General features: G+C 28.1%; 20 protein-coding genes and 4 tRNA genes. 13 read left to right on the top strand and 11 right to left on the bottom strand.

Features of this window, described 5'->3' with window-relative positions:
* Nucleotides 1-2: 2 nt before the first annotated feature.
* The 3 genes from BUA62_RS01460 to BUA62_RS01450 are packed head-to-tail and all read left to right on the top strand — an operon-like array spanning nt 3 to nt 2,167.
* Entirely contained in the window at nt 3-992 is a 990-nt protein-coding gene (locus tag BUA62_RS01460) for an ABC transporter permease (protein ID WP_072862697.1), read from the top strand.
* The gene (locus tag BUA62_RS01455; RefSeq protein WP_072862695.1) at nt 926-1,603 is read left to right on the top strand and encodes an ABC transporter ATP-binding protein; all 678 of its coding nucleotides are present in this window, start codon (nt 926-928) and stop codon (nt 1,601-1,603) included. Before BUA62_RS01460 ends, BUA62_RS01455 begins: the two co-directional genes overlap by 67 nt.
* Nucleotides 1,604-1,627: 24 nt before the next feature.
* On the top strand, nt 1,628-2,167 hold the full coding sequence (locus BUA62_RS01450; RefSeq protein ID WP_072862693.1) for an NUDIX domain-containing protein: 540 nt from the start codon (nt 1,628-1,630) through the stop codon (nt 2,165-2,167).
* Nucleotides 2,168-2,175: 8 nt separating this feature from the next.
* Here BUA62_RS01450 and BUA62_RS01445 read toward each other — a convergent pair whose 3' ends face one another.
* On the bottom strand, nt 2,176-3,006 hold the full coding sequence (locus BUA62_RS01445) for a DMT family transporter (RefSeq protein ID WP_072862690.1): 831 nt from the start codon (nt 3,004-3,006) through the stop codon (nt 2,176-2,178).
* Nucleotides 3,007-3,152: 146 nt separating this feature from the next.
* Here BUA62_RS01445 and BUA62_RS01440 point away from each other — a divergent pair, with 146 nt between their 5' ends.
* Nucleotides 3,153-4,265 carry a DUF362 domain-containing protein gene (locus BUA62_RS01440; protein ID WP_072862687.1) on the top strand — a complete coding sequence of 371 codons (1,113 nt, stop codon included), beginning with the start codon at nt 3,153-3,155 and terminating at the stop codon, nt 4,263-4,265.
* A 17-nt stretch (nt 4,266-4,282) separates the two neighbouring features.
* Here the strand turns inward: BUA62_RS01440 and BUA62_RS01435 are convergent, their stop codons facing one another.
* The 9 genes from BUA62_RS01435 to BUA62_RS01395 all read right to left on the bottom strand — a co-directional run bounded on the left by BUA62_RS01435 (nt 4,283) and on the right by BUA62_RS01395 (nt 12,040).
* Entirely contained in the window at nt 4,283-4,732 is a 450-nt protein-coding gene (locus BUA62_RS01435; protein ID WP_072862685.1) for a flavin reductase family protein, read from the bottom strand.
* Nucleotides 4,733-4,890: 158 nt separating this feature from the next.
* Nucleotides 4,891-6,555 (bottom strand): peptidylprolyl isomerase, encoded by a 1,665-nt coding sequence (locus BUA62_RS01430; protein WP_072862683.1) that lies wholly within the window; start codon nt 6,553-6,555, stop codon nt 4,891-4,893.
* A gap of 14 nt (nt 6,556-6,569) precedes the next feature.
* Complete coding sequence (locus BUA62_RS01425; RefSeq protein ID WP_072862681.1) at nt 6,570-7,280, bottom strand: 2-phosphosulfolactate phosphatase; 711 nt, start codon at nt 7,278-7,280, stop codon at nt 6,570-6,572.
* A complete protein-coding gene (locus BUA62_RS01420; protein ID WP_072862679.1) occupies nt 7,277-7,915 on the bottom strand; it encodes a histidine phosphatase family protein in 639 nt (212 codons plus the stop codon). Before BUA62_RS01420 ends, BUA62_RS01425 begins: the two co-directional genes overlap by 4 nt.
* 33 nt (nt 7,916-7,948) lie before the next feature.
* Nucleotides 7,949-9,043, bottom strand: coding sequence for an iron-containing alcohol dehydrogenase family protein (locus BUA62_RS01415; RefSeq protein ID WP_072862677.1), 1,095 nt, complete (start codon nt 9,041-9,043; stop codon nt 7,949-7,951).
* Nucleotides 9,044-9,137: 94 nt separating this feature from the next.
* Nucleotides 9,138-10,145, bottom strand: coding sequence for an elongator complex protein 3 (locus BUA62_RS01410; protein WP_072862675.1), 1,008 nt, complete (start codon nt 10,143-10,145; stop codon nt 9,138-9,140).
* A gap of 48 nt (nt 10,146-10,193) precedes the next feature.
* Nucleotides 10,194-11,075 carry a polyamine aminopropyltransferase gene (speE, locus tag BUA62_RS01405; protein WP_072862673.1) on the bottom strand — a complete coding sequence of 294 codons (882 nt, stop codon included), beginning with the start codon at nt 11,073-11,075 and terminating at the stop codon, nt 10,194-10,196.
* 12 nt (nt 11,076-11,087) lie between these two features.
* On the bottom strand, nt 11,088-11,483 hold the full coding sequence (speD, locus tag BUA62_RS01400; RefSeq protein WP_072862671.1) for an adenosylmethionine decarboxylase: 396 nt from the start codon (nt 11,481-11,483) through the stop codon (nt 11,088-11,090).
* 23 nt (nt 11,484-11,506) lie between these two features.
* On the bottom strand, nt 11,507-12,040 hold the full coding sequence (locus BUA62_RS01395) for a helix-turn-helix domain-containing protein (RefSeq protein ID WP_072862669.1): 534 nt from the start codon (nt 12,038-12,040) through the stop codon (nt 11,507-11,509).
* A 317-nt stretch (nt 12,041-12,357) separates the two neighbouring features.
* Between BUA62_RS01395 and BUA62_RS01390 the strand changes: the two genes are divergently transcribed.
* The 3 genes from BUA62_RS01390 to BUA62_RS01380 all read left to right on the top strand — a co-directional run bounded on the left by BUA62_RS01390 (nt 12,358) and on the right by BUA62_RS01380 (nt 14,365).
* The gene (locus BUA62_RS01390) at nt 12,358-12,963 is read left to right on the top strand and encodes a hypothetical protein (RefSeq protein ID WP_072862668.1); all 606 of its coding nucleotides are present in this window, start codon (nt 12,358-12,360) and stop codon (nt 12,961-12,963) included.
* Nucleotides 12,964-12,972: 9 nt separating this feature from the next.
* A complete protein-coding gene (fliS, locus tag BUA62_RS01385; protein ID WP_072862666.1) occupies nt 12,973-13,416 on the top strand; it encodes a flagellar export chaperone FliS in 444 nt (147 codons plus the stop codon).
* A gap of 103 nt (nt 13,417-13,519) precedes the next feature.
* On the top strand, nt 13,520-14,365 hold the full coding sequence (locus BUA62_RS01380; RefSeq protein ID WP_072862664.1) for a GNAT family N-acetyltransferase: 846 nt from the start codon (nt 13,520-13,522) through the stop codon (nt 14,363-14,365).
* 178 nt (nt 14,366-14,543) lie between these two features.
* On the opposite strand, the gene BUA62_RS01375 is transcribed toward BUA62_RS01380, so the two are convergent.
* Complete coding sequence (locus BUA62_RS01375) at nt 14,544-15,068, bottom strand: GNAT family N-acetyltransferase (protein ID WP_072862661.1); 525 nt, start codon at nt 15,066-15,068, stop codon at nt 14,544-14,546.
* Between the two features lie 139 nt (nt 15,069-15,207).
* Between BUA62_RS01375 and mnmE the strand changes: the two genes are divergently transcribed.
* The 6 genes from mnmE to BUA62_RS01345 all read left to right on the top strand — a co-directional run bounded on the left by mnmE (nt 15,208) and on the right by BUA62_RS01345 (nt 17,705).
* Nucleotides 15,208-16,551 carry a tRNA uridine-5-carboxymethylaminomethyl(34) synthesis GTPase MnmE gene (mnmE, locus tag BUA62_RS01370; protein ID WP_072862659.1) on the top strand — a complete coding sequence of 448 codons (1,344 nt, stop codon included), beginning with the start codon at nt 15,208-15,210 and terminating at the stop codon, nt 16,549-16,551.
* A gap of 8 nt (nt 16,552-16,559) precedes the next feature.
* Nucleotides 16,560-17,267 (top strand): hypothetical protein, encoded by a 708-nt coding sequence (locus BUA62_RS01365; protein ID WP_072862657.1) that lies wholly within the window; start codon nt 16,560-16,562, stop codon nt 17,265-17,267.
* Between the two features lie 90 nt (nt 17,268-17,357).
* Nucleotides 17,358-17,433, top strand: a tRNA-Pro gene (locus BUA62_RS01360).
* A gap of 23 nt (nt 17,434-17,456) precedes the next feature.
* A tRNA-Gly gene (locus BUA62_RS01355) sits at nt 17,457-17,532 on the top strand.
* Nucleotides 17,533-17,609: transfer RNA gene (locus BUA62_RS01350), tRNA-Arg, on the top strand. It begins immediately after the preceding tRNA gene.
* Between the two features lie 21 nt (nt 17,610-17,630).
* A tRNA-His gene (locus BUA62_RS01345) sits at nt 17,631-17,705 on the top strand.
* Nucleotides 17,706-17,747 lie beyond the last annotated feature (42 nt).

Raw genomic sequence — 17,747 nt, 5'->3', positions numbered from 1 at the left:
ATATGATCGAAATTATTGAACAAGGTATAATATTGGCCATACTGTCTCTCGGTGTATTTACTACCTTTAAGATTATAGACACTCCAGATTTAACAACAGATGGTTCCTATGTTTTAGGCGGATCAATAACTGTTATATTATTACACAATAATATTCATTGGATTTTCGCACTATTAATTGGTGGAATATTTGCCGGTATTTCTGGTTTTTTTACAGGGTTAATTCATACTAAAGCAAAAATAAATCCCTTGCTTGCAAGTATTTTGGTAATGATTATGCTTTATTCGATAAATATTAGAATAATGAATGGGCCAAATTTATCTTTACCAAAAACATCAGTGGAATCATCTGTAAATCTTTCTGGAACAAAATTAGATTTTTTATTAGAAAATAATAATAATGTCACATTAGGAAAAGATGCTTCATTTTCATTTGTTAATCCATTTGAAACCTATGCTCTTTTAAAATTATCCTTTATAACTATTCTTATATTTTTATTATATTATTTATTTCTTAAAACAGAATTGGGAACATTATTAAGAGCATTTGGTTCAAACAAGCAAGGTGTTTTAACAATAGGTGTAAATCCTGATATTATAAGTATTTTAGGTCTATCTATAGGAAATTTTTTAGTTGGTATAAGCGGTGGCTTATTTTCTATTTATGCCGGTTTTTCAGATGTAAATATGGGACAGGGTATGTTAGTTACGGGATTAGCTGCTGTCATTTTAGGAGAAATTGTTTTTAAAAGTGATTTCTTATTAAAAATCCCTGCCCCTCTTATTGGTGGGATATTATATCAAGTTATAATAAGCATGGTTATAAAATACGGATATAATATAGGGTTCAAAGCAAGTGACCTAAAATTAGCAACTGCATTGTTTATAATAATTGTAATATCTTTAAGAAATTCGGAGGTGAAAAAATGGTTGAACTCAAAAATATCACTGTCATTTACAACCACGGAAAAACCAATGAAAAAATTGGTTTAAAGAATTTTAATTTGAAAATAAATAGTGGAGATTTTATTACAATTATTGGTTCTAATGGGGCAGGCAAATCTACCCTATTCAAAGTTTTAATGGGATTGGTAAAACCCTTAAAAGGCGATTATATAATAAATAATAAAAATATGAATAACGCTACACCCTTTCAACTTTCAAAAATGATTAGTATTGTATATCAAAATCCTGACATGGGTGTATTTCCTGATTTAACCATAAAAGAAAATTTAATTTTAGGTGCAAAAAAAGGTTTAAGATTTTTTAAATTCGGAAAATTACCTTCCTTAGACTTATTAAAAAGATTAGATATGGGGTTAGAAAAAAGATTGAATACAAAAGTAAAAGAATTGTCTGGTGGACAAAAACAGGCTCTTGCCTTAATACTGGCAACTATGTCTAAACCAAAATTGTTATTATTAGATGAACATACTGCTGCTTTAGATCCAAGAGTTACTGAAAAAATTATGGAATTAACATTAAGAATAAACAAAGAACTTAATATAACCACTTTAATGATTTCACATAATACACTTGTTATTTCAAAATATTGTGATAAAATTATAAGGATAGAAGACGGTGAAATTGTACACGCTGCATAATTAAATCAAAAAAGTGGTGAAAAAATGGAAAATGTGGAAAAATATATAAAAGAGAAAAAATTACAGTTTGATACAAAAAAACTATTTAAAAATCATAATCAAAAAATAGCTGTAATGTGTTATGCAGAAAATGAAGAAAATGAAATTTTAATGCTTGAAAGAATAAAAGAACCTTTTTCCGGAAAATTAGTTCCACCAGGTGGGAAAGTTGAAACAAACGAAGATATTGAAAAAGCTATAAGAAGAGAGTTTTTAGAAGAAACAGGATTTATATTAAATGATTTAAAATTGAAGGTTTTTACTTCTGAAGAAGGCCCAGAACATTATAATTGGATATTGTTCATTTTTCTTGGGAAAATAAAAAAAAGAAAATTAAATTATTGTAATGAAGGTATTCTAAAGTGGATTAAAAAAAATAAACTTTTAGAAGAAAATCTAACTAATATAGACAAAAAGATTCTTCCATATTTATATGAAAAAAAAGGTTTATTTTTTATTGAAATTAATTATGATGAAAATAAAAATGCTGAAATCTTACATGTTGAGAAAATAGAGACCTATTAAGGTCTCTATTATATTTCTCTTACTTCCTTAATTCCAAATTTTACAGAAGCTATAATCAAAGCTGATAATAATATCAAAGCACCTATAATTTGCTGAGTGTTCATTCTTTCTCCTAAAAATATATATGCTGATAACATGGCAAAAATTGGTTCTCCAACAAAAATAAACGCTGTTGTATTTGTAGAAACAACCTTTTGATACTTTAATTGAATAAGTGTTGCAAATATCGTTGCAAATAAAGCTGTAAACATAGCAGTTCCAAACATAGACCATGTAATATGAATAGGCTTAGTAAATGATAATATTCCATTTAATACAGCAACTATAAGAAATTGATAGCCCAACAATGATGTTTCTTTTTCAACTTTGGAATATTTTGTAATATATACCATTGATAATGCAAAGGCTATGGCACATATTACTGTTAAAAAATCTCCTAAATTAAAACCAGAAATACCTCCTGACAACAAATACGATCCTATAGCTGCAAGGGGAAGAGCTATTATATGATTCATATGAGCTTTTTCTTTTTCTATTAAATAAGAAAAAAATGGAACCATTATTATATATAAGGAGGTTATAAAACCACTTTTAGATGCTGTTGTTAAGGTTAACCCTATTGTTTGAGTAATAAATCCTAATGCTATAAAAATTCCTATTATAACTCCATGTTTAAACGATTGCTTTTTCCAGATAAGAAATGATAATAATGAAGCAATGGCAAACCTCATTGTAAGAAAAATATATACATCATTGCTTCCAACATTCATTTTTACTAATGGAAATGTACTTCCCCATATAAAGGTAACTAAAATTAATAAAAAATAAGCCTTAACCACATTTACTCCCCCCATCTTTGTTTAGTTTTACTAATTATTTTATCATATAATGTTTCTCATGTCAAAAAAACAAGATGGATTTATGTTATAATAAAAATAATTTATGTTATAATAAAAATAAAAGGTTATAAAAAGGGGGGGATTTTATGGCTTCAAAGGTTTATTTTACAAATTTAAGAACAAGACCTGGAATGAATCTACTTGATAAATTAGAGAACTTAGTAAAAAAAGCTGGAATATTAAATATTGATTTCGAAAATAAATTTGTTGCTATTAAATTACATTTTGGAGAACCTGGAAACCTTGCATATATCAGACCTAATTATGCAGCAAGGTTGGTTAAATTAATTAAAGAATTGGGAGGTCGTCCATTTTTAACCGATTCGAATACTCTTTATTCTGGTAGAAGAGCAAATGCTCTCGATCACCTTGAAAGCGCATATGAAAATGGTTTTAATCCATTATCGACTGGATGTCAGGTTATTATAGCTGATGGATTAAAAGGTACAGAATATATTGAAATCCCAATTAATTTAGAATATTGTAAAACCGCAAAAATAGGATCGGCTATAGTTGATAGTGATATAATCATATCTATGGCACATTTTAAAGGTCATGAACAAGCTGGTTTTGGTGGAACGTTAAAAAATTTAGGGATGGGTTGTGCATCAAGAGGTGGCAAGTTGGAATTACATTCTACATCTCAACCTAAAATTGTAGAAAAAAATTGCGTTGGATGTGGTATTTGTGTAAAAAATTGTGCTCATGATGCCATTCATTTAAATGAAGATAAAATCGCATATATTGATTATGAAAAATGCGTTGGATGTGGTCAATGTGTAGCTGTTTGCCAATATAATGCTGCACAGGTTGTGTGGAATGAGTCTTCTGAAATAATGAATAAAAAAATCGCAGAATATACTTATGCCATAGTAAAAGATAAACCTGCATTTTATATAAACTTTATTATGAATGTTTCTCCAGATTGTGATTGTTGGTCTAATAATGATTATCCTATCGTTCCTGATATTGGTATTGCGGCTTCCTTTGATCCTGTCGCTCTTGATATGGCAAGTGTTGATTTAGTTAAAAATGCACCTGTACTTCCTGGAAGTAAAATTTATAAAGATCATTCACATGATTTCTTAGGAAAAGATAAATTTAAGTTTGTCCATCCTAATGCTGATTGGGAAGCGGGGTTAAATCATGCAGAAAAAATTGGTCTTGGAAGTAAAGATTATGAAATAATATTAATATAATAGCAGCTTAGCTGCTATTATATTAATTTGTGTTCTCCATATAATAATGGTATTTCAGTTTTTAATAACTCTTCTTTTTCAACTTTTCCAATATATATTGTATGGTCTCCCGCATCTGCTTTGTTAACTATTTTGCATTCAAAAAAAGCTACAATATTTTTTATTTTAGGTATTCCATTTTCAGTTAATTCATAATTTACATTTTCAAATTTATTGTATTTTTCTCCACTTCTACTTCCAAAATACCTCGCTATTTCCATTTGCTCTTTTGATAAAATACATATACCAAATTTATCAGTCTCCTCTAGCAGTTTGTGAGAATATCTTTCCTTCCCTATTGAAATAGCTATCATAGGTGGCTTTATCGATACTCTAGTTATCCAAGCAACTGTTATTCCATTTATTTTCCCATTTGAATTCATGGTTACAATAGAAGTCGCATTATATATTTTTCCTAAAGCACCCATATAATCACTCCTTCAAAAAAGCGCCTTTTGGCGCTTTTTTTTGTTTTTATCTAAAATTTTCAAAAAACTTGTATAACTCTATATTTTATAATTAAAATACTCTTTTGATTCTCTAAAGAAGAGATTGGCTTCATCCTGAAAGCGTCAAAGGGGCTTTTTTAATTATTATCTTTCATCATATTTCTCAATGTTACTTTTATTTCTTCTATAACTTTTTGTGACTTTGTTTTTATTTCTTCATCATTTGTGATTGACACTATTTTTTCAAAAGCCTGAAATATTTTTTCCAGTTCCGGTTGAATTACATCTTTTGGTTGTGATGGAATATATTGCTTTATATATTGATAATATGTATAATTATATTCAAATGAAATTTGTGGATCATCTGGATTTAATTGATATAATCTTATTAAAGTATCCATATCTTTATTTTTCATATACATTTCTTCTAAGACATTGAATTCTTTACTTTTCAATTCATTCAGATATTTTTCAGTATCGCTAATATCTATTTCTTTTGTAAATAATTCTGGATACATAACTTTTGCATAATATAACCCTTGCAAATCTTTGCTTAAATTCATTTTATCATTTTTATCTTTCTTATCTTTTATTTGGCTAATCTCCGAATCAAGTTCATCAATTTTATCACTTATTTCTTTATCGCTCATTTTAATATATTCACTGTTTTTATATTTTAAAATGATATTTTCCAATTCAACTATCTCTGATAAAGACTTATTTAGTTCTTTAACTAAATTTAAATAACTAATCTTCCATAACTCTGGAGCTTCAGTTTTTGTCCTAATTGCATCATATAATTTTTTTTCTATATCTATTTTTTCATCTAATGTTTTTGCTTTTTCAATTCTATCTTCATATATTAAAGGTTCATATTTTAAAGCGTAACTAAAATCTTTTGAATAATCTGTATACCATTCATATAATTTACTATTTTTTACTTCTGCTTTTATATTTTCTAAAAGAACTTTATCTGATTCCACATCATCTACTGTATTATATACTTTTTTCCCTTCAACTTTAATTATATGATACCCATAATCTGTTTTAACAGGACCTACTATATCGCCAACATTTGCATTGAATGCTGCCTCAAAATATTCTGGAACTACTTGATTTTTCGCGACCCAATTTATACTACCACCATCTACAGCAGATTGTTTATCTATAGAATATTTTTTTGCTGCATCCTCAAATGAAATTTCCCCACTTTTAATTTCACTTAAAATTTTGTTTGCAGTAGACTCATCAGTAACTAAAATATGTTTGGTTAATATCTTTTCATTCCTTAATTTTATGTCTTCAAAATTGTTTTTTATATATTCATTTAATTCTTTCTCAGAAACCTTACCAATTGTTGAATCTATATATTTATAATATTCACTTGATGATAATGCATTTCTTAAATAATCTTTAAGCTTTTCCTCAGAACCAAAATAATTTATTATTTGATCTTTTGTCTGAGGATTACTTAAATATTGGGAAGCTAAATCTTCTACTTGTTGATTTATTTTATTTTCATCTATAACATATCCATTTTCTTTTGCATAATATTCAAGAATTTTATAATTTAGAAGTTCTTTTATTGTTGACAATCTATAATATGGCTCTTTCATTTTATCATATTGTTGCCCACTTTGTTGTAAAGAATTAATCCTATTTAAATACTCAATTTCAAACATTTTATCATCTAAAGAATAATCTTGCAAAACTTTACCTTCTTTTGTTAAATACCCTATTACATCTGAAAAAGAAAGAATACTAACCATGATTAATAGTAAAACTAAAACTACTTTTTTCATACTACACCTCCAAATTAAATATCTATTTTTGATTTAAAACAATTTTTCCCCATTTTTGAAATAGGAACAACATTTAATAAACTTTCGTTAAAACACATTGTTAAATCTTTGTCTAACCCTATTTTTTTCAGTTTTTGAGAATGAGTAGAATATTGCATTATTCTCGTATGTGGAATATTAGCCATATTCAATGCAATATATGATTCATCATTAAAATAAGTAATATCCTGTTTTGACAAAACGGAAAGAATCCTTCCTGCAGTAAATACATCTTCAAGTGAAACACGTCCATCCGTACCACTACATATAATTCCTATATCATCTATCTTTTTTGCTATAAGATATTGCAATGTTGCTTTTAAGTTCAATAAAGAAGTCGCAATAGTAATACCTTTAGAATTAGCTAATAATAGAGCTTTAGAGCCATTGGTGGTACATAATACTATTTTTTTATCTTTAAAATGTGCAGCATTTTTTAATATTTCTGAAGGTGAATTTGAATAATCAAATCCAGATATTTTCATAGCATTTCTTTCACCTACTAAAAGTGTATTATCTTCTTTAATCTTAAATGCTTCATCAGGATTATCCACCACAGATATATATTCAGCTCCAACAGATAATGCTGTTGCTATTGTTGATGTTGCTCTCAATGTATCTATAACAACATAATATTTATGAGTTTCCACACTTATTTCTGGTAAAAAATAGGTATATAACCTCATATTTCTTCCTCCACTGTTTTTGGATGAATTATTTTCTCTAAATCAAGGTGCCATGTTTCATTTAAATTTAATAGTCTCAATTTGTTTTCGTTAAATTCAATTGTAGTAACTGATGCATTATCTAACATAAAATGTCTATGTTGATTTAATGGTAAATTTAAAACCCAACAAATTATCGTTCTAATTAATAACGCATGTGAAACTATAACTATATTATCATTATTTTCTGCTATTACATTTTTTAATGCCTTGACACCTCTTTGCTGCACTTCACCTAAAGATTCCACACCATTAACAAATGCCCATGGATCATTTGACCACAATTCAAATTCTTTAGTAAAACGCTTTTTTACTTGATTTATATTATATCCATTCCATAATGATACGTGCACTTCCATAAAATCTTTTATAATTTTAGGCTCGGTTTTTATATTTTTGGCTATGGGTAACGCTGTTTTATAAGCTCTTTTTAATGGGGATGTATAAACCTTTGCAAAATGTTCATTTTTAAATCTTTTACCTAAATTTTCTGCCTGTTTTAACCCTATTTCGTTCAATTCTATATCGACATTCCCCTGCCATTTTCTTTCTAAATTCCAATCTGTCATACCATGTCTTACAAGAAATATTTTCAATGCCTATACACCTCAAATCTATTAAATATTTTATCATATTTTTGTAATTTTTTTATACATTTCCTTTATTTTATCTTTATTATATTCACCAGGAGTATTTTTAATATGAGAAGAACTCATTATTTCGTCAGAATATAATTCAAGTTCTTCCTCAGAAAATTCAATTTTTAAATCATATACACCTATTTTCTTCAAAAATTTTTCAAACTCCTCTAACGATCCAAATATTTTTTCTATAATTTTAGTTTTTTCAGGATTAAATCTTTTTACTTCATCTGCAATTAAAGGCAAAAAAAGAGCTGTTGCTTGGCCATGTCTTATTTTCTTATGGATAGTAATTCTATAACCCATAGCATGCGGAAGTATTGTTCCTGTTTGAGCAATTACCATACCTGCTAAGGTTGACGCTATTGCTAACTTTTCTCTAAATTCAATATTTTCAGGATTTTCAAGTGTTTGAGGTAAGTAATTATATATTAAGGTTATAGCCTCACGAGCAAGAATATTTGAAATTGTTGTGGATTTTTTAGAAAGAATTCCTTCAACTGCATGAGATAATGCATCTACTGCTGTTGTTATTGTTAAGGATTTATTCATTTTCACCATATATTTTGAATCCAAGTAAGAAACATCTGGAAAAATCAAATCACTTTTGAATCCGCTTTTTCTTCCATTTGGTTTTGTTAATACTGCATATTCTGTCACTTCACTCCCTGTACCTGCTGTTGTGGGAATAGTTACTATTGGTAATGCAACATCATAATTATTCATATCAAACAAATTATCTGGACTTAAGTCAGGATTAGCAGCTAAAACCGCAATTGCCTTTCCTGCATCCATAGGACTACCTCCACCTATAGCAATAACAAAATCACACTCATTCTTAATTGCTAATTCTTTACCTTTTAAAACCATTTCATACGTGGGGTTTTCACCTATTTCATCGTAATGAATATATGGTACATTAAAGTCTTTTAAAACAGAAAGCACATCGTCAAGAGCTCCTGTTATTTTTGCAGAATTTCTCCCAGTAACTATAATTGCCTTTTCTCCTAAAATCATTTCTTCTTTATGCTGAGAAATAATATCATTACCATAATATAACTTTGTTGGCATATAAAATTGCATATTGATGGCCTCCTTTGCATATTTTCTGTTATTTTTAATTTAATTATATCATATATTATAAAAAAATTGAGGCTCTCGCCTCAATGTGATGATTTTATTTTTTTTCAATATTTTCCACTAATTTATTCAATATATCACTATATTCAAATTTCTCATTTTTATATATAAAATATTCCTCATTATGAAACTCTATTTTTGATTTTTCAAGCAACTTTGAATTTTTTCTTTTAAAACCTATAAAATTAGATTTGAATTTTATAGGTACTTTAAGCTCTTCAAAAAAAATTATTATATCTTCTGCAATTTTTGTTCTAATTAAATCACCAAAAGAATCATGATATGGACCTACTACTACATTTTCCCTTTCTTTGCCATATAAACATATTCCTAGTCTTATTACCTTCTTTCCTGAGGCTTCTATTATTTCAGTCATTTTTGATACTTTTTCAACTGCCTCATCTAAAGATTCTGGAATATATTCTTTATTTTTATACATTTTTTCAAGAGTTGAATTTTTAAGTATTACTGTTGGATGTATCCTAACGCTTTTTGCTTTTAAAAGTGTCGTTATCATAGCCGAATTTATATCTTTATTATATGTACTCTTAGGTAACCCTGTCATCAAATGAATGCCATAATCAATATTATTTTTCTCAAGCAATTCTATTGCGTTCCATACATCTTCTAAATCATGTGGTCTATTGGCAGCTTTTAAAACATCATCAAAAAAAGATTGTACCCCAATTTCAATAAAATTGATATCGTATTTTCTTAATATTTCTATTTTTTCTTCTGTAATTTCTTCTGGTGATGTTGAAAATCGTATTCCATAAGATTCACTATTATTAATTTTTTCTTGAGCCCAATCTAAATAAAATTGCATTTGAATATTAGACATTCCAGTAAAAGTTGAACCATAAAAAGCTATATATGTTTTTTTATTTTGCGGAAAATACTTTATATATCTATAAAATGTCGCGTTTAATTCTTCTATATTGGGTTTTAATTTTATACCTGTTGCTGAATATTCATTACAAAAAACACAAATCTTTTTACACCCTGCATGTGGAATAAAAATTGGCACTATATACTCTCTGGACATACACTCACTCCCAACGTATAAAAAAACGGTGGAATTACCACCGTTTTTTTATTTTTCTATACCAATTAATTTTTTTACAAAGTTCGGTAAAGCAAAACTTGCAACATGAATTTCTTCATTGTAATACTTTAATGTATCTCTCTTTTCAAAACTTCTTACTTTTTCTGGATCAAAATCTTTTAATGGATCTAATCCTTTTGATGCAAATGTATAGCTCCACATTCCAGAAGGATACGTTGTCATGAATCCCATATATACTTTTGTAATAGGAAATGCACTCTTTATCCTGTTATATGCAATTCCAACCCATGCTCTATCATAAAAAGGATCTTCTGTCTCCGCTGAAAACACTCCATTTTCTGTTAATGCGTTATTACATGCTTTATAAAAATCTTCTGTAAATAAATGTCCTCCTTCACCTGCAGTAGGATCTGTAGAATCAACAATAATCACATCAAAATAATTTTCAAATTGTTTTACATATTCTGCACCATTTTCGTTTACTATCTTTAATTTAGGATTATTAAATTCCACACTTGTTGTAGGTAAATAATTTCTTGCTGCTTCAATTACCATAGGGTCTATTTCACACAATATAACTTCTTCAACAGATGGATGTTTTAAAGCTTCTCTTGTAGAACCACCATCTCCACCACCAATGATTAATACTCTTTTTGGATTAGGATGAATGAACATTGGCACATGCACTAACATTTCATGATACATAAATTCATCAACTTCTGTTGTCATTGTAATACCATCTAATGAAAAAACTCTTCCCAACTCTGGATTTTCAAAAACATCAACTCTCTGATATTCACTTTGACCTGAAAATAAAACTCTATTCATTTTCATAAATAATCCAACATCTCCACCTGTATACCATTCCATATATAATAAATGTCTACCTGGTTCAAGATTCTTTTCCATTTTTACCCCTCCTTAAACTTCCACTTTATGTGGTGAATTTTCATCAATTCCGATTTCCTCATATACCCCTCTTAAATGTTCAATTGTTTGTGCTCTTTGAGAATCAAATGCTTTTTTTAAAAATTCAAAACTTTTCCACGGATCTACATGATCCCCACAAGTATAAATATCAACAGATGCATATCCGTATTCAGGCCATGTATGAATTGCAAAATGCGATTCAGAAACAATAACAGCTCCACTCACCCCATGGGGCAAAAATCGGTGGAAAGTTGAAGTCACAATTGTAGCTCCCGATTCAATAGAAGCTTTTTTCATTAATTCTTCAATTTTATCTACATCATCTAATATATCTTTATCACATTCATAAAATTCTGCTATAATATGTCTACCTAATGATTTTGCCATATACAACCCTCCCCATGGAATTTTTACTGTATTTCTATCCATAAAATTTTTGCTTTTTTCTTTTTGCTGGAATTTTTTATATAATGTATTTTGTCTGATTTAAAATAAAATGCATCTCCTGTTTTCGCTTTATATTTAACATCATCTAACCATAATTCAATATTTCCTTCTAAAATATATCCAAATTCCGAACCTTCATGATAATTTTCTTCTTCTGTTTGACTCATTGGTTCTAATTCCACTATCATCGGTTCAATCCTTTTTACTTCCGTATCAGTCATAAGTAACTCTTCTTTTACACCTTCTGGTGTATCATACATTGGTACTCTTTCAGATTTTTTATATATAATCTTTTTTTCTTCAAAATCAGAAAAAAACTCTTTTAAATTAGTTCCTAATGCTCTTAAAATCATTTCTAAACTTTCAAGAGTAGGTGAAGTTAAATCCCTTTCTAATTGCGAAATAAACCCACGCGTTAAATCGGCTCTTGTTGCTAACTCTTCTTGAGTCAAACCTCTTGAAAGTCTTAATCTTTTAAGCTTTTCACCTATCTTCATAATATCACCTGTATTTTTAATATATCTTTTTTGTTTTTTATAATAAGCACATATAATCTTTTATTTAAGCCTATTACAAAATATTTAATAATTTCTCACGCGAATAAAACGATATTTTTTTCTCTATTATGTGTACTATAATAAACAATACGTTTATTATTATATTCTTTTTTTCTTTTATTGTCAACATTATTTCTTGTCAAAATCGTATTTTTAATATTAAATGTTTTTTACAATATCCTTTGTTTTTTAGATGAATTAATGTTATAATTGTATCAGACGATATAAAATATGAGATAATCCAGGAGGTAATTTTTATGGATAATATAAAAGTAAAGGTTATATATGAATCAGATAATCAAATTTTTGAAAGGATATTTTCAAAGGATCAATTTAATAATTTTAATGAATTAGTTAACTTTTTTCAAACAGAAAGAAGAAACTCTGTTCTTACTGGAATGAAAATAAATGAAAAAGAAATTCCTATGAAATTTTATGATGAAATAAAAAATGCTTTTTTCGAAGGTGGAGAAGAAATAGAATTGATTTTTGACGATTTATATGGCCTTGTTAGAAAATTACTGTTAGAAGGAGAACAGTATATCTATAAAATTGAAAACTCTTTAAGTTCTATATCAAAAGAGGTCATGTTAAATACTAAAGAGGGACACAAGATGATTAATGCTTTAGCTGAAGGGTTACAGGCTATGAATACGATACTTTCACAGGCTTCAAAAGTGTTAAATAAACCCTTCATAACAAAAGAAGAAATGGACAAACAAAAAGAAATTTTGGAAAAAATTATAGAATCACAAAATATTTCTGATAATGTAGAAATCTCTGATATACTTGATTACGAATTTTCTGAAATTTTGGAAATTTTCAAAAAAGCATTTCAAAGAGCTATTGGTGAAATCGAGTGAGGTGGTTAAATGTATCAACCAAATAATTTCCAAAATGCAAATAGTTATGTAGAAAATATGGTGAAAACTGCCAGTCCGGCAAAACTGGTAGAATTATTATATTTAAATTCAATAGAAAGGCTAAATAGAGCTATCAACATGATAAAAAACAAAAAAATAGCCGAGGCACATAATCAAATTGTCAGAGTCGAAGATATTATTATGGAATTAAATTTATCTTTAGATATGGAAAAAGGCGGAGAAATCTCTAAAAATTTAAGGTCTCTATATAACTACATGTATAGGCGGCTTTTAGAAGCAAATTTAAACAAAAACATTGAGATTTTAGAAGAAATAAAATCTTTATTAAACACTCTATTAGAAGCATGGCGAGAAGCTATGAAACAGGCTGGAAACGTGATAAAACAACAGGTTAACCAACCAACAAGAAAAGGATTAGATATTTCAACATAAAAACTGGCTTAAAAGCCAGTTTTTATGTTTTTAGGTTAAATCTAAAATTTTATTTATAATTATGTTATAATTTATAATAGAAACACAAAAAGGGGGGATTTTTATGGAATTTAAAAAAGCTTCTGAAGTTCCTAAGATTGCTATTGTTGACCTGGTGAATCAAACTTTCAAAGATTATACCGTTCCCATTAATTGGACAATAACCTCATTTGAGCATGATTTGAGAGAAAATTCAATCTCTTTAGATGATTCTTATATTGTTTATGAAAAAGATAAACCAATAGGTTTTTCATTAGTCTCTATTAGAGGAGTAAGAGGAAGAATTGATGCTTTTGGTTTTTTAAAAGAATTTAGATTAAAAGGATATGGTTCTGAACTTTTATACTACACCACCGAAAAAATGAAATGGAAAGGTATTACCAAGATAACTCTGGAAGTTGTTAATGAAGAAATTAATGCAAAGAAATTTTATCAAAAACATGGGTTCAAAGAAAAACGCATATTGGAAAGTTTTATCAAATATTTAGATAAAATAAATAAACCAAAATTCAAATATACAATAACAGACCATAAATGGATTCATGATAGAGCTGTTGAAGCTTTACATTATATTGGAAGAAATCCAAATTGGCAAAGAGAACCAAAAACTTTAGAATTATCAAGAGATAGGTATCAAATGGAAAAAATAATCCAAAAAGGATTTACTATAGGATATGTTGTTTGGGGAACAACAAAAGAAGGTGCTTTTATCGTTGATACTTCGCCAATAATCGACCCAACAAAATACGAAGAAATTTTAGAAGATTTGCTAAATAGATTTGCTGATTTAAATTTTAAAAATGTAACTATTGTCTCTTTACCAGAAAATGATCCATTATATTCATTGATAAAAAAATATGAATTTACTCCTTTTTTAAAACAAATAGAAATGGAAAAACGGATTCACTAAAAAAGCAGCGTAAATCACGCTGCTTTTTTTAAAAATCATAAATTATTTCAAAAATCTAAAATGATATTTTTCAATTCAACAATTAAATTTATTTTCAGAATACTATTCAGAAATAGGTTTTTACATAAAACCTCACATACTACCAATACGTTTTCTTAAATAAAATATTTTAATATTATTATACCCACTCTTTTCTTAAAATTCCCATTATTATTTCATCATGATATATTCCATCTCTAAAAATCTCTTCTCTTAATACTCCTTCAACCTTAAACCCTATTTTTTCATAAGATCTAATCGCTCTTTTATTAAAACTAAATACACTTAATTTTACTTTATTTATATTCATCTCATTAAAAACAAAATTAACCAATAATTTCATAGCTTCAGTTCCATATCCTTTATTCCAAAATGGTTTTCCTATAAAAATACCAACCGTCGCTACAGAATTTTTCCAATCAATTTCATTAATTCCACATCCACCTATATATTTATTATCCTCTATTTTTTCAATTGCAAAAGTATATTTTCCGCCATTATCAGGATTAATACTTTCATACCATTTTTCTTCATCTTCATAACGAAATGGAAAGACTATTCCTGGATTTATATATTTTCTTACTTCTAAATCATTAATATATTCTAACGTTTTATCTAAATCTTTTTTTGAATACGCTCTCAACTTAACTAAATACCCCGTCATTTCATATCCCCTCCTTGTCTATATTGCGAAAATTATATCAAAATATCTTTGTTATGTCAATTGTTTTTTCACGTAATATTTCATATAATGATATTTTTTAGTGGTATAATAATATAAAATGTTATTCGGGAGTGATTTTATGATTTTTGATACAATAGCAGCTATTTCTTCTCCTTTAGGAACAGGAGCCATTTCTGTTATAAGGCTTAGTGGAACAAAAGTTTTAAAGTTTATTGATGAAATATTTAATATAAAAAATCCCGAACCAAAAAAAATGTATTATGGGTGGATCAAAAAAGACAATGAAATATTAGATGAAGTTACATGGGTTTATCATAAAGGGCCAAAAAGTTATACTGGTGAAGATATGCTTGAAATTTTTGGTCATGGCGGTATCTTAGTAACAAAAAAAATTTTAAATTTAATTTTATCCAAAGGTATTAGAGAAGCTTTACCCGGTGAATTTTCAAAAAGAGCTGTAATGAATAAAAAAATGGATTTAGTAAAAGCTGAAGCTATAAACGAATTGATCCATGCAAACTCTGATTTTGCTTTAAAAGCTGCGGCTAATCAAATGGAAGGAAAACTTTCACAAAGAATAAAAAAGTTAAAAAATGAATTGTTCAATATTGCCGCAAGAATTGAAGTTGAAATGGATTATCCCGATGATTTTGAGGTTGATAATTTTGAATTTCTTAATTCTTTAAATTTTATAATGAATGAATTAGAATACTTGTATGAAAATGCTGATAATGGTATATCTGCTATTGATGGCATAAAAATGGCAATAGTTGGAAAACCAAATGCTGGAAAATCAACATTATTAAATGCCTTACTCAGAAAGGATAGAGCAATAGTAACAGATATTCCCGGCACTACACGTGATACCATTGAAGAAAATCTTAATATTAGAGGTATTTATATAAAATCTATTGATACTGCAGGAATACGAAGAACAGATGATATTGTTGAAAAAATAGGTGTTGAGAGATCTATAAAGGCTATTGAAGAATCAAAATTAATTCTATTTGTTCTGGATAATATCACAGGTATTGAAGAATACGATATTGAAATTTATGAAAAACTAAAAAATTTAAAAAATAAAGAAATTATTATTGTAATTAATAAATCAGATATTAAAAATGAAGATAATTTTGAAATTCCATGGAAAGATCATGATATTGTCAGAATCTCTGCTTCAAGTGGAAATATTAAAAATCTTGAAGATTTAATATATAAAAAACTTAAAAATAATGTTATTACAAATGAATTTACTCTTATTAACGAAAGACAAAAATTATCAGTGAAAAAGGCTATTGATTCAATAAAAAAAGCTATTGAAAGTATAGAAATCGGATTAACAAATGATGCTATAATGTTTGATGTTAGAAAAGCTATTGAAGGATTAAACGAATTAACTGGTGAAGATTATACAGAAACACTCCTAGATAACATTTTTGGAAACTTTTGTGTGGGAAAGTAGGTGTATATATGAATTATTTAATATTGTCAATTATATTTGGATTAATACCTTTTTTTCAACTATTTATAAAAGGCTGGTTATTTTTTCTCATTTCATTAATATTATTCATAATTTTTTATCATATTCTAAAAAACAGAGGAAAACAAGCGTTTTCATTTCTAGCTGCAACTATTCTTGGAAGCGAAGCATTTGCTTTGCTTTTTGGGTTCACTAATTTTTTCATTTTGTTTTATCTATTAGTTGTTTCTGGTATTTTTTTAGTTGCGGCTAATGAGGAAAAAAAATTTGATATTTTAAAAGAACATATTAAAAATAACAATTTTAATTTTAAAGATTGGAATTTTTATCATTTGTTTTTTGGTCGTGGGGAAATTTCTTCCCTAGAAGAAATTGGAAAATTAATTTCTTCCACATTTGCAATCGGAGAAAACCACATTGCATATTCTCTTAAAACACCAAATGGTGATTATTATAATCAAATAATTTCAAAAGAGGATATTGAGTCGTATAATTTATATGATATAAAAGGGAAACAAGAATTATACTATGCAAAAATGCAGGATTTGTTTATACCCAATAAACAAATAAGAACTTTACATAAACCATATTTGGAAAGTTTTTGCTTAACTATTTTATTAAAAAATGGAGAGTTAATTTCATTTTATGAAGAACCTGATGTACTTCAAAAAATAATTAAGAATTTAGATGATTTATAACTTGTAAAAATCTTGAAATATTTTTTTACTTGACTGGTAATGATTTTTGTGGTATTATAATTCTCGGACGTCTGATTAAGATTGACGTGTCGGAGCGTAGCGCAGATGGTAGCGCGCCGGTCTTGGGAACCGGAGGTCGCTGGTTCGATCCCAGTCGCTCCGACCAGAAGGTGGCGACTTTTTAAAAGTGCGGCTGTAGTTCAATTGGTAGAACACTGGCCTTCCAAGCCAGGGGTTGCGAGTTCGAGTCTCGTCGGCCGCTCCAGCGCCCATAGCTCAATAGGATAGAGCATTGGATTTCTAATCCAAGGGTTGGGGGTTCGAGTCCCTCTGGGCGCGCCACCTTATTTTTATTTAGTGATGGTGGCATTAGTTCAGTGGTAGAACGCCTGACTGTGGATCAGGATGTCGTGGGTTCAAATCCCACATGCCACCCCAAACAAAAAAGCGAGAGATAATCTCTCGCTTTTTTGTTATTTT

It is taken from the genome of Marinitoga hydrogenitolerans DSM 16785 (genome assembly GCF_900129175.1).
GTDB lineage: Bacteria > Thermotogota > Thermotogae > Petrotogales > Petrotogaceae > Marinitoga > Marinitoga hydrogenitolerans.
The sequence above is the reverse complement of the archived record's forward strand: the minus strand, read 5'-3'. Positions and strand labels throughout refer to the sequence as shown.